The following is a 13,181-nucleotide window of genomic DNA, read 5'->3' on the forward strand; positions in this document are numbered from 1 at the left end:
GTTATCTGGCCTGTTCCGGTTCTCGTGGGAGGGTTTGGGATAGTCGGGGAATTCGTCCCGACCAACTTGTATTGCGCGTGTTGAAGAATATTATAGCTTTTTTCATCTTTTGGGCATGTATCATGACTTTTAGTGGAATCTCTATCTATTCTCCTCTTTTCTTTGTCGCTTATTTCTCTTTCCTCTTTGTGGTTTTAAGCATTTACCGTATCATAATCCGTGAGTTTTTAATAGCCTATTGTGCTAAGGGCAAGCATAGACGTTATGCTGTCTTTATAGGAGGGGGTAATAATATGCAGGTTTTGTATGAGGAGATGGAGAATTCTTTGGCGTCTTCGCTGTATGAGGTTGTGGGGTATTTTGACATAAAACCGAATGAAGCCTTTTCCTCCCAATGTTCCTATTTGGGTAATCCCGACGGTTTTTCGGATTTTATGTCTATACATCCGGGAATCAAGCATGTTTTTTGTTCTCTGTCGATGGAGGAGGGGCGTTATAATTTCTCTATCATGAATTATTGTGAGAACCACTTGCTTTATTTTCATGGTGTTCCTAATGTTTGCAAAGGTTTTCCTCGTCGTATCTGGCACAGTATGGTTGGCAATATGCCTATTTTGAATTTGCGTTATGAACCTTTGGGTAAGATGGAGAATCGTATGTTGAAACGGCTATTCGATGTTGTTTTCTCCGGTCTTTTTCTAGTTACTGTTTTTCCTTTTGTTTATTTCATAGTTGGAAGTATCATAAAGTTGACTTCTCCCGGTCCTGTATTTTTTAAGCAAATGCGTACGGGGTTGAATGGTGTGGATTTTGTGTGTTACAAATTCCGTTCTATGAAAGTGAATGATGAAGCTGACAGCAAACAGGCTACAGCTGATGACCCTCGTAAAACAAAATTTGGAAATTTTCTTCGTCGTTCTAATATTGACGAACTTCCCCAGTTTATCAATGTCTTTAAGGGTGATATGTCGATAGTAGGTCCCCGTCCTCACATGTTGGCTCATACGGAGACTTATGCCCGGTTGATTGATAAGTATATGGTGCGGCACTTTATAAAACCTGGGGTGACCGGTTGGGCTCAAACGCATGGTTTCCGTGGTGAAACGAGGGAGCTTTTACAGATGGAGGAACGCGTAAAGGCTGATATTTGGTATATGGAGCATTGGACAATGCTGCTTGACATATATATCATTTATAAGACGGTGGCGAATGTGATTGTGGGGGAGAAAAATGCGTATTAGAGTGGATTGTATTGATTTGCTATATATAGAATTAGTGAAAGAACTGAAAAATATATATCTAAGTGTTGATTGAGTAACGAAAGTCTAATCGAAATAGAACATATACTAGAGAGATAGTAATTTGTTAGTTATATAAAGGTTATTGTGGCACAAAATCAAAATAAGGTTATAGCTAAAAATACAGTTTTTTTATATATACGTATGATGTTAACAATGTTAGTGACATTATTTACATCACGTATAATATTAAATGCATTAGGTGCGGTAGATTATGGCTTGAATAATATAATCTCAGGTACTATTGTTTTATTTAGTTTTATTAATGGTTCTTTAGCTGTATCAACATCGAGGTTTCTCACTTTTGAATTGGGAAATTCAAATACTAAGAAGTTACAGGCTATCTTTTCAACAGCTTTGTTTATTCATAGTGCTTTTGCTATGATTGTTGTGCTTTTAGGAGAAAGTATTGGTTTGTACTTGATAAATTATAAACTTGTTATTCCATCTAATAGAATATTGGCCTGTAATATAATTTTTCAATGTGCCATTTTTTCTTCTTTTTTGACTATTATTCAAGTACCTTTCAATTCATTGATAATTGCACATGAGCGGATGAAGATTTATGCATACTTAGGTCTTTCTGATGCTATATTAAAATTAGCAATTGCTTATGTTATATTGAAAGCGCCATTTGATAAGTTAATAACATTAGGTATTTGTAATTGGGTAATTACATTTCTAATGTTTATGTTCTATTTTTTTTATTGTAAGAAGTTATTTAAGGAATGTGTTGTTTGCTTACATCCTGATAAACCAGCGTTAAGACAGATGCTTGGTTTCTCTTTTTGGAGTATATTTGGTTCTTTTGCTTCTTTGTTAAAAGATCAAGGGCTAAATATACTGATGAACATTTTTTTTGGACCTACAGTAAATGCAGCTAATGCAATTGCACAACAAGTAAATAGGTGTGTGATGAATTTTACGAATAATTTTACAATAGCTTTGAATCCACAAATAATAAAATCGTATTCAAGTGGAGATAATGTTAGGGTAAGATTTTTGTTGTTTGTAGGCGGGAAGGTGTCTTTTTTCTTACTCATGCTTATATCGATACCAATATTAATATATTGTCACGAAATATTGCTATTGTGGCTTAAACAGATACCAGAGTATTCGGTCTATTTAACTCAATTAGTCATTGTTGTATCTTTAGTTGAGTGTTTTGTATATACGATGGGAGCCGCAATTCAAGCTACTGGTAGGATTCGTAATTATCAAATTATAATAAGTCTTATACAAATAATTTCTTTTCCCATTTCATACGCTCTATATGCTTTGGGATATTCACCGGGAGCAGCTTTTATAGCTATTATAGTTTTAAGTTTAATAGCTATGTTTTGTCGTTTATATTTTCTTTATATTTATATTGGTATAACTGCTTTGGAATATAGTAAAAATGTAATTCTAAGGTGTTTCATTACATTTGGAATTAGTTTGATTATTCCATTATATTTGAAAATAATATTCCCTCCTACAATATTATGCCTACTTTGTATTTGTTTAGTTTCTATTATTATATCTCTTACGGTTGTTTATCTTGTAGGGCTTTCCAATGAGGAAAAGATAGCTATTATTGAAAATACTCGTAGGTTCAAATTTAGTGTTATAATCAAATTCTTGAAAATATTATCTCTTTTGTTTTTTGTGTATTTCTGTATAAGTTTGATGTCACACGATAATGGAAAGCAGGCTTTAAATGTAAAGAATGTAAATATTCATTTCTCGTATGATGATGTGTGGCAATGCCTTGACGACATAACTGTACATGAGAATGAATACAATAGTTTGTTTGAAAATTCATTCTTTGCATATTTGAGAGAAAAACATAAAAAATATGGAAGTAAGTTTACACTCTATGTTTATGAGAAAAATGACAAATTCAGAATAGACCATGTAACTGATAAATTTAAGAAAGAATTTCAAGAAAATAGCGACTGGTTAAAGTTTGCCTTTCATGCCAGTACCGCATCTATGAATATGCAATCTTTGGAAGAATTTGAGAAATCTTACAATAACGTGTGTACTAGTATAACAAAATTTGCAGGTAATAAAAGTGTTGCTCATATAGTTCGATTACATGGTTTTCAAGGTGATAGGCAGCTTTTGAACTTGTTAAAACCAAGTACTAAGGTTTTGTTGACAGCAGATGATTCTCGGTTAAGTTATGATTGTACTTCTTTGGAAGTTGATAGACTAAATTCAGATACAATCCACAAAAATGGCTTGGTTTATTGCAAAACAGATTTGAGATTTGAGAAAATATCAGACTACGCATTCTTGAATCTTGAATGGATGAACAATTTAGTACAGAAAGATACTATTGTTGTGTTTACTCATGAATGGTTATTTAATGATTTGTTGAATAATTATAAAATAGATAAGTTTTTAGAACTAACGAATGGAGCTATTTATATAAACTAAATATTTATGGAAAGGATTAAGCGTTTCATTGATGGATATGTTCCTGTAACGAGTTGTACGTTAAGATGTCATTATTGTTACATTACCCACCAACGTCTTTTTGATACAAAATTACCCAAATTCAGATATGATGCAGCATTTATTCGTAAAGCATTATCAAAAGACAGATTAGGAGGTACATGCTTGATTAATTTATGTGGAGGAGGGGAGACTTTATTGCCTGCTGAGGTAGTTGGGTATACAAAAGCATTATTAGAGGAAGGGCATTATGTAATGATTGTGACTAATGCAACGTGTTCAAAACGTTTTGATGAGATCGCTCAATTTCCAAAAGAGTTAAGAGAACGTTTGTTTTTCAAATTTTCATATCATTATTTGGAATTAAAAAAAAGGAATCTATTACATATCTTTTTTAGGAATGTTTGTAAAATGCGTGATGTAGGGTGTTCATTTACACTTGAGGCCACACCATCTGATGAATTAGTTCCTTATATAAATGAAATGAAAGAGGAAGCATTGAAATATTTGGGTGCGCTAAATCATGTTACTGTTGCTCGTGATGAACGCTGTAAAATAGAAAAATTACCAATTCTAACAAAAATGTCTCGTAATGAATATCAGAAAACTTGGGGAGTGTTCAATTCCGAGTTTTTTGATTATAAGATGTCTATTTTTGGAGTGAAAAGAAAAGAATTTTGTTATGCTGGTGATTGGTCTTTAAGTGTGAATATAGGAACAGGAGAAGCTTCTCAATGTTATTGTTCTTATTTTAAACAAAATATATATAAGGATATAACTAAGCCAATAAAATTCATTCCTGTTGGAAATAATTGTAATCAGTATCATTGTTATAACGGACATGCTTTTTTAGCTCTTGGCGACATTCCAGAATTGAGGACTCCTACGTATGGTGAACTGAGAAATCGTATAACGATTTATGGAACTGAATGGCTACAGCCTAAAATGAAGGCTTTTATGAATACAAAATTATACGAATCAAATAAGGAATATACTGAAGTAGAAAAAATGAAGGTCAATAGATTGATTCGTATTTTAAGAATAAAGTCTGATGCTAAAAACTTTGTTAAACGAATTCTATTTAAGGTAAAGCATGGATTTTAACGAAAAGATAAATAAGCTAAGAACAGAAATTGCAAAGGCATTAATTCCTGTTATTGATAATGACTATGTTTTATTGGGACTTCCATATTATGATAATGTTGGAGATGTTTTAATATGGGAAGGAACGGAAAATTTTTTAAGAACTCTTTCTCATAAATGTTTGAAGAGGGCTTCAATAGACACTTTTGATTTTGGGATATTAGATTCTAATGTTATTATTCTTTTACAAGGAGGAGGGAATTTTGGTGATATATGGATAGAACATCAAGCTTTTCGTTTGAAAATAATAGAAAAATATCCTCAAAATAAAATTGTAATTCTTCCACAAACAGTATTTTATACAGATGATTTCATTTTAAAAAAAGAATGTGCTCTTTTATCAGATCATAGTAGGTTAACAATATGTGTGAGAGATAAACGTAGCTATGATTTGTTGAAAATGAATACCTCTAATCAGATACTACTAATTCCAGATATGGCTTTTTATATTGATTTGCAGTATATTCATCGTTTTGTTGGTAAGGTACGTGATAAAGCTTTGTTATTAAAGCGGAAAGACAAGGAAATAGTAGATTGGGATTTTAATGAATATATTAAGGGAGAAAGGTGGGTTGAGGTAAGGGATTGGCCTTCTATGGAAAAGAAATCATTGCTTTTACGGCTTTTATATAAGTTGGTGAGTATTCAAATAAAAACAAATTTTCCAATAGGAGATATATTTGCTTTTTATTATTATAGGAATAGAGTTATTGCTCAGGGAGTAGAATTTGTTTCTCAATACAAAAATATATACACAACAAGATTGCATGTAGCAATTTTGTCAATTCTGCTAAATAAACCTTTCTTTTTCTTTGATAATTCTTATGGAAAGAATAGTTCATTTTTCGATACATGGCTCTTTGATTTAGATAACGTGGAATTTATATCAAAAAAAATATGTCCAAAGGAGTAAGTGTAATTGTTTGTTGTTATAATAGTGCTTGGATTATAGAGCGTTGTTTGAATGCATTACTAAAGCAAAAGCTAAATAATTCCATTGCTTGGGAAATTATAGTAGTAAATAATGCTTCAACAGATGGCACAGATGTAATTGCAAATAGATTGCTAAATAATGCATCCATACCACATAAAGTTATTAATGAACCCAAACAAGGATTAGTTCATGCCCGAAAAAGGGGAGTGGAAGAGGCTCAATATTCTTATATTCAATTTTGTGATGATGATAATTTATTATGTGATACATATATAGAGCAAATGTTTGAAATGATGGAGTCTAATCCACTATTAGGTGCATGTGGTGGAATGGGAGTTGCAGAATTTCAAGGGATACCACATCCTTTTGTAAAAAAGCATTTGCCAATATATGCTATAGGACCACAAAAGGGTGAGACTTATTTATATGGTGCAGGGCTGTGTGTTAGGGCTTCATTATTGAAAGAAATATATGATTCGCATTATATGTTATTATTAACAGGTCGATGTGGAAATCGTTTACTTGCAGGTGATGATAGTGAAATAACAAAGTTAATCCTGCTTAAGCAATATATGCTTGCAGCATCAGAGGAAGCGACATTTATTCATGTACTCTCTGAAAAAAGATTGGGTTGTAAGTATTTAGTATCTATGTCTAAAGGGTTTGGGTTATCCGCACCTGTTCTTATGGCATATGATTTTGCTATAAATGAAAAAAAATCTATTATTTACCACTATGTATCTTACATCAAAACGCTTATAAAGATTTGTTTAAATGTATGCTTGGTGCTTTTTCAGAATGAACGTATAGTGTCTGTTTATTATTTCACAAGTGTTATTAAAGGATATCATTTTTGGACAATAAGACGGCTTCATTCTGTTGTTCTGAATTCTTTGAATAAGGACCGCATCAAAAAAAATCTTTCTTCACAATAATAGTTGTGTTAATGGAAATATGTGGTAGATATTGGTATATGGAGTATTTTAAGAAATTTTTCGGTGAAATAGTTAAGTCGTTGGGATTATGAAAACTTATTAGCTTTGAGTATTAGTGTGAGTAATAACAAATAATAAAATTTAGTTTGATTTTGGGCTTATTTATCTAAAAATCGCTTCAAGGCAGATTTTCCTATAGGATATGTCAAAATTGAACGCTAACATTTGTATATGAAAAAAATAATAGGCTACGTTTCAGTTGAAGACCCTTTTCGAGACAAAAAGGCATGGAGTGGAACAAAATATAAAATAAGAGAAGCAATTCAAAATGCAGGTTATGAAGTGATTTGGATTTCTTGTAAACCGAGTAAGGTTTATTTTATAATTTTGAAAATATTACTAAAAACGCTTTTTGGAAAAAAAGCTATAGTAGAGCATAATAAGTATTATTTAAAACTTTGTGCCAGATCCATTAATATGGAAAAGGTACGATTGTGTGATTATATTTTCTTTCCGGGAGGAGCACAAATTAGTGAATTTATCAAATTTGAGAAACCAATAATTTATTATACAGATGCAAATTTCCATATTATGATAGATTATTATTGGTATGGCTTGTCTTCGTGGTTACTAGCTCAAGGAGAATATTATGAAAAGCGGGCGATTGAAAATTCCTTTATTAATATTCGTTCTTCTCAATGGGCAGCTGATTCTGTAGTTAGGGATTATGGTGGTAATTCTCAGAGAAATTATATTCTAGAGTTTGGAGCGAATCTTGAAGATAAGGATCTTTTGCATACGGCTTCTTATGAAAAAGGGACTTTGAATATCTTATTCTCTGGTGTAGATTGGATTCGTAAAGGAGGGGAAGTTGCAGTTAAAACTGTACAACTGTTAAATAAGAGGGGGATTAGCTCCTGTTTATTTATTGTGGGACTTTCCGAAATACCTCAAAAATATGCGAATCTTCCCTTTGTTCGAATGATAGGATTTTTGGATAAAAATAATTTGGAGCATTATCAAAAATATGTAGATATAATGAAGAGCTCTCATTTGCTTTTATTACCAACTCATGCAGAATGTGCTGGTATCGTTTTTTGTGAATCATCTGCATTTGGTTTACCTATATTTACTTATAATACAGGGGGGACGGGAAATTATGTTATAGATGGGGTAAATGGTTATAAACTCCCTTTGACTGCACGAGAAAAGGAATTTGCAGATACTATCGAAAAAACTTTGAAATCGGGTGAATTTTTTCAATTACATAATGGAGGTATAACACTCTTTAACGAAAGATTGAGTTGGGCTACTTGGTCAAAAAGGTTTAGGAAAATAATGGAAGAAAATAATCTTTAATCTATTAGTTCTCAATTTTAGCATTTTTGTTTGTATGAAAAAAGTCGACTTTTACTATTGTCTAATGGATAAATTAGTATGATATGCAGTTATAATTACTTTGGGACTTTACTGTTTGAATGACTCTTATTCTATTGATAATTCTATTGAAAGGTTTATATGTCTCTTGGTTAGAGAACGAAAGAACTTTATACTTCTGTAGAATATCATTTTTAAATTTATATCTCGTTAGGGTGGAGTTGGGTTAATATAGGTAGGCATGCTTAAAAAATGATATAGTAGAAGATCTCGGGGGGATTTGATTGTATATAGTGCAGCGAAAAAGGAAATATATTTGTAAAATCATGTGTTGAATGTTTAGGAAGTAGTCTTTTTATAGATATTATTAATTTTGGAATGGTGACAACTATGATATATGGATTTATTGATAAGGATCAGAAACAATTATTTCAAATAATATGTGATCTATAATTCCTAGATTTCTGCAGGTAATTTTGAGACAAGAAATACACAATTTTATTGTATGCATTTTTGTGATGAAAGTTGGAGGAGTAAAAGTTTTTTTGAACAATTAAAAGGTGGATTGAAAAAATCTTAATCATCGATAGTTGCTATATGTATACTTTGTACTTTTTACTAATTTACTTTATCTTTTGCTGGAGAGTTCGTGCATACTTAGTGCTTTCTTCATTATTGATTTTATTTCCTATTCATATCACATTAAAGCATTGTTTTGCAATTCTAGGTGGGGATGTTTATTTTCCTTTTTGGTATGATATTGCAATATTCTTTCTTCTACAAAAGGCGTTTAGAGTTAAAATGCAGGTTTCTTACTATTGGATTGTCTTTTTATTTTTTATATTATATCTTTTTGCCTTTTATTTTTTGCTGCCTAATGATAAAGATGCAATCTCGACATTGAGGATTTACCTTCATTGCTTTGGCTTATTTTTTAGTTTGTCAACTTTGAAATTTACTTCATTACAAATAAAAAAACTTTTTATTGTACAACTTTGGGTAACATATATTCTTTGTATATCAGGAATTGTCATTTATTTTTTCTTTCAATCAGATTGGCATCTTTTTTTAAATCATTATATAATTGATAAGAATGGAGCCTTGAGTTATGTAAGTCCATCTTTTACGATAATGGGAATTGAGAGGATGAATGGTCTTATTGGAGCTCCAAATCAGTTTGGTGTCTATATGGCATATGTTTGGCTATGGATATATTCGGCATGTATTTCTAAATCTATAAACAAATTTTCTTCTTGTTTATGCCTTGTCTTGGTTTCTGGATGTTTGTTTATGTCTTTTTCTAGAGCTGGTTGGGCGCTTGTTCTTATAACACTCTTTTTATTTAATTATTATAAAGGGAAAGCCGTTGTTGTAATCAAATTTATGTTTGCTATGTTATTTGCTTTGGTATTAATAATGGCTATTGTTTTTATTTTAGAACCAATGTTTTTCAATATTGTAGTAGCTTCTTTAACAGGTGAAGAAAGTAGTGCTTCAACAAGAGGAGATATGGTTCATGATTTTTATTTGCAGTTATTGTCAACGCCATGGGGAAATGGTCTAGGAGCAGGAACTATAGATGGTGATGGAGGAAATATTGCAGAATCTTCTATTTTATTACAAGCTTATGAAATAGGAATACAAGGATGTGCCTTTTATTTGTTTTTATGGTTTGTGCTTTTAAAAAAAATGAGACAATATAAAACGGAGATTTATTTGATAATGTCGTCGTTGATGATTGCTACATTAATGGTTTCCGTTGTATCAGTTAATATATTTCAGTATCCTTATGTTTATTATATATGGGGAGGGATGGGATTTGTTTTAAATAAATCAGTAAAATCAGTTTATGAGAATAGATAATCCATTAATTACTGTCATAACAGTGTCTTATAATTCAGTATCTGTTATTGAGGATACGATAGAAAGTGTACTTAAACAAACATATCCTTGGATTGAATATATAATTATTGATGGTGGAAGTCAGGATGGTACGATTGATATAATAAGACAATATGAAAAATCTATTTCTTTTTGGATTTCTGAAAAAGATAGTGGTGTATATCATGCAATGAATAAGGGTATTGATAGAGCGACAGGGGAATGGTTGATTTTTATGAATAGTGGTGATCGATTTTATTCTGAAACAATTTTATCACAAGTGTTTGAGCATGAATATAAATCAGATATTATTTATGGTGCTGTAGAATTAGATTATGGTTTCACTAAAATTATAAAGAGACCATATCCTTTAGAATGTCTTCCATTGCATATGTGTTTTTCACATCAATCTTGTTTTGTTCGAACTGATTTAATGAAAAAGACTAAATTTGATACAAACTATTCTATTGTTGCCGATTATGCATTTTTCTTGGAACAATATAAAAAAGGAAATCTTTTTCATCAATTACCGTTTACAATATCTACTTATGATAATGTAAATGGAATTTCATCTGCTCCTAATATTAAAGTTTTAGTAAGACACTTAAATGAATTACAAAGAATAGAGGTATTTCATGGTTCTATACATTTTGAAATATTAAAGTTTTTAGTAAAGAGAATGATTAGATGTGTATGTCCGAAATTCATTCTAAAAATTTACTACAGAAAGGTGAATGATTAAGTAAGAATGGTAGATACTGACATAATAAATGAAAACAATATACATAGTTGACTTGATTGGATCTTACTGTGGCATGCATTATTATGATGAAGCATTTGCCGATATTTTGCGAAAGAAGGGATCTCAAGTAAAAATTCTTTCTACTTTTAATGAACAAGGAGAGAAACCTTTTTTCTCTCTTATATTTGGTAGGAATAAACTGATATCAGTGTTGTTGCTTTTGAAAAATTACCTACGGTTATTGAAACATATGATTACTCACAAGAGAGGAGTATATATTTATATGTGTTATGGTGAACTTTATGATCTGTTAATGATGTCACCTGGTATGGTTAGTAGGCGATTATGGTGTGATATGCATGAAGCACATGCTTTAAAATATATAGATACTTCGCGTGTCTTATGTTTCTTTGATTGGTATTATACTAAATATGTACGTTGCTTTATTTATCATTCTGAGCGTACAAAAAATATATTGAATACTATAGGGGTAAAAGTTCCAATGTTATATGTACCTCATTTAAAATATTCTTTTAAGAAAAAATATGAGGAAAAGTCACTATCTAAAGATGTTGCTAATGCATTTGTGAGTATTGGTAAAATTAAATTTCTTTTTTTTGGAAACTTAAGTCATGCAAAAGGTATTGATATCATTGTAGATGTATTTGCGAGATTACCACATGATGTAAGGGAAAAAGTCGAACTTGTAATTGCTGGTAAAAATGTTGAAAATATAGATTTTAGTTTATTGTGTAGAATATCAACAGATTACAGGGTACTTGATCGTCATATTAATGATGATGAATTGGTCTATTTATATAGTCATACAGATGTAGTTTTACTACCTTATCGTAAATCTTCACAAAGCGGTATTTTTGCTATGGCATGTTATTTTAAGAAAGTTATGTTATTAACGGACATTCCATATTTTCGTAAAATGATAGACGAGTTTCCTAGTTTTGGCAGACTTACATCAATCAATAAATATCGTCAATCAGTAGAGGATATAATAAAAAGACCAGTGTTAGATAATTATTATACAACTTCAGATTGTGAACGTTATGAACAGAAGAAAGAAATAAACGATTTTGTAACTATGGTTGATGCTGAAATAAATAGAGCTTGAAAAAATGATTATGGTATTTTATAAATTTATTTCTGCTTTTATTTAAGAAGAAGTGAAACTCTCATATTGGACTCGCTACACGAAATATTGTTCCGAGAAAAAGAGATTGTTTTGTATACTTAGAGTTATCAATTTACCTTCATATATTAAAATTTCTGATGAAAATAGCTTTTATTGGCACTCGTGGTATTCCAAATAACTATGGGGGCTTTGAGCAGTTTGCTGAATACATTTCTGTAGGTTTGGCAAAAAGAGGTCACATCGTGACTGTTTATTCTCCTCATTTTCACCCTTATAAAAAAGATTTTTATAAAGGAGTACGTATCAAACATATTTATAGTCCTGAAACATGGATGGGGAGTTCTGTTGGGAGTTTCTTTTATGATTATTTTTCGTTAAAAGATGCACTGAAACGGGAAAAGTTCGATATTATTTATGAAGCAGGGTACACTAGTATTGTACCAGCTTATATTTGGTTTAATGTGAAGAATATTAAGTGTCCAATATTTATAACGAATATGGATGGATTGGAATATAAGCGTACAAAGTTTAATAAATGGATACGGAAATTTGTCTTTTGGGAAGAAAGACAGGCTGTGAAACACAGTCATTATCTAATTGCTGATAATATGGGTATTCATGATTATTATAAGGAGAAATATAATAAAACTTGTCGTTTTATTGCTTATGGAGCAGATATACATGATGATTACAATAAGGAAGTATTGAAAGAATTTAAGTTAGAATTGAATGATTATTATTTGCTTGTAGCGAGGTTAGAACCTGAGAATAATATCGCAATGGCTATAGAAGGGTATTTGGCTTCTAAAGAAAATGGGCGTAAACCATTGATAATTGTAGGTAAAACTAATACCCCTCATGGTAAAAAACTTGTGGATCAATATGCTAAAGAGAGTTATGTGCGTTTTATTGGTGGTGTTTATGATTTTGATAAACTGAATTCAATACGTAAGTTTTCTTTTGCATATTTTCACGGTCATTCAGTAGGAGGAACAAATCCATCACTTTTAGAAGCTATGGCTTCAGGTTGTTTTATTTTAGCTAATGATAATATATTTAATCGATCAGTGCTAAAAGAAAATGCCAAATATTATCATACAGCAATAGAGGTGACCAAGTTATTAAATGATATGGATATTATTGTTGCACGAGATAAAGAGAAATTTATATCTGCAAATTTGGAAGAGATAAAAACAGAATATTCTTGGGAGCATTTAGTAGATGAACATGAAAAATATTTTATGGAATTGTTTGTTGAGAAATGATGATAAAGCAAAATGTG

At 31.0% G+C, this 13,181-nt stretch carries 10 protein-coding genes; all 10 read left to right on the plus strand.

The features are described from left to right. The coding region (locus tag KTR06_RS19735; protein WP_217290740.1) for an undecaprenyl-phosphate glucose phosphotransferase at positions 1 to 1,241 on the plus strand (1,241 nt) is incomplete at its 5' end. A gap of 144 nt (positions 1,242 to 1,385) precedes the next feature. After that, positions 1,386 to 3,722 (plus strand): lipopolysaccharide biosynthesis protein, encoded by a 2,337-nt coding sequence (locus KTR06_RS19740; protein ID WP_217290741.1) that lies wholly within the window; start codon positions 1,386 to 1,388, stop codon positions 3,720 to 3,722. A 6-nt stretch (positions 3,723 to 3,728) separates the two neighbouring features. Then, positions 3,729 to 4,844, plus strand: a complete 1,116-nt coding sequence (locus tag KTR06_RS19745) for a radical SAM protein (protein WP_065538949.1) — start codon at positions 3,729 to 3,731, stop codon at positions 4,842 to 4,844. Further along, positions 4,834 to 5,796, plus strand: a complete 963-nt coding sequence (locus tag KTR06_RS19750; protein WP_217290742.1) for a polysaccharide pyruvyl transferase family protein — start codon at positions 4,834 to 4,836, stop codon at positions 5,794 to 5,796. Before KTR06_RS19745 ends, KTR06_RS19750 begins: the two co-directional genes overlap by 11 nt. Further along, the gene (locus KTR06_RS19755) at positions 5,781 to 6,752 is read left to right on the plus strand and encodes a glycosyltransferase (protein WP_217290743.1); all 972 of its coding nucleotides are present in this window, start codon (positions 5,781 to 5,783) and stop codon (positions 6,750 to 6,752) included. Before KTR06_RS19750 ends, KTR06_RS19755 begins: the two co-directional genes overlap by 16 nt. A 231-nt stretch (positions 6,753 to 6,983) precedes the next feature. Continuing rightward, positions 6,984 to 8,111 carry a glycosyltransferase family 4 protein gene (locus tag KTR06_RS19760; RefSeq protein ID WP_254306447.1) on the plus strand — a complete coding sequence of 376 codons (1,128 nt, stop codon included), beginning with the start codon at positions 6,984 to 6,986 and terminating at the stop codon, positions 8,109 to 8,111. Positions 8,112 to 8,726: 615 nt separating this feature from the next. After that, positions 8,727 to 9,992 (plus strand): O-antigen ligase, encoded by a 1,266-nt coding sequence (locus KTR06_RS19765; protein WP_217290745.1) that lies wholly within the window; start codon positions 8,727 to 8,729, stop codon positions 9,990 to 9,992. Next, positions 9,979 to 10,752, plus strand: coding sequence for a glycosyltransferase family 2 protein (locus tag KTR06_RS19770; RefSeq protein ID WP_217290746.1), 774 nt, complete (start codon positions 9,979 to 9,981; stop codon positions 10,750 to 10,752). Before KTR06_RS19765 ends, KTR06_RS19770 begins: the two co-directional genes overlap by 14 nt. A 28-nt stretch (positions 10,753 to 10,780) precedes the next feature. Continuing rightward, complete coding sequence (locus KTR06_RS19775) at positions 10,781 to 11,878, plus strand: glycosyltransferase (protein ID WP_217290747.1); 1,098 nt, start codon at positions 10,781 to 10,783, stop codon at positions 11,876 to 11,878. Positions 11,879 to 12,036: 158 nt separating this feature from the next. Beyond that, positions 12,037 to 13,164 (plus strand): DUF1972 domain-containing protein, encoded by a 1,128-nt coding sequence (locus KTR06_RS19780; protein WP_217290748.1) that lies wholly within the window; start codon positions 12,037 to 12,039, stop codon positions 13,162 to 13,164. The last annotated feature ends 17 nt before the right edge of the window (positions 13,165 to 13,181 follow it).

Origin of the sequence: Bacteroides sp. MSK.20.12 (assembly GCF_019052435.1) — a bacterium.
Lineage (GTDB): Bacteria > Bacteroidota > Bacteroidia > Bacteroidales > Bacteroidaceae > Bacteroides > Bacteroides xylanisolvens.

Bases quoted from the DNA above. Each gene is read 5' to 3' on its own strand.
- KTR06_RS19745 (WP_065538949.1), top strand. From the start codon at position 3,729: ATGGAAAGGATTAAGCGTTTCATTGATGGATATGTTCCTGTAACGAGT.
- KTR06_RS19750 (WP_217290742.1), top strand. From the start codon at position 4,834: ATGGATTTTAACGAAAAGATAAATAAGCTAAGAACAGAAATTGCAAAG.
- KTR06_RS19755 (WP_217290743.1), top strand. From the start codon at position 5,781: ATGTCCAAAGGAGTAAGTGTAATTGTTTGTTGTTATAATAGTGCTTGG.
- KTR06_RS19760 (WP_254306447.1), top strand. From the start codon at position 6,984: ATGAAAAAAATAATAGGCTACGTTTCAGTTGAAGACCCTTTTCGAGAC.
- KTR06_RS19765 (WP_217290745.1), top strand. From the start codon at position 8,727: ATGTATACTTTGTACTTTTTACTAATTTACTTTATCTTTTGCTGGAGA.
- KTR06_RS19770 (WP_217290746.1), top strand. From the start codon at position 9,979: ATGAGAATAGATAATCCATTAATTACTGTCATAACAGTGTCTTATAAT.
- KTR06_RS19775 (WP_217290747.1), top strand. From the start codon at position 10,781: ATGAAAACAATATACATAGTTGACTTGATTGGATCTTACTGTGGCATG.
- KTR06_RS19780 (WP_217290748.1), top strand. From the start codon at position 12,037: ATGAAAATAGCTTTTATTGGCACTCGTGGTATTCCAAATAACTATGGG.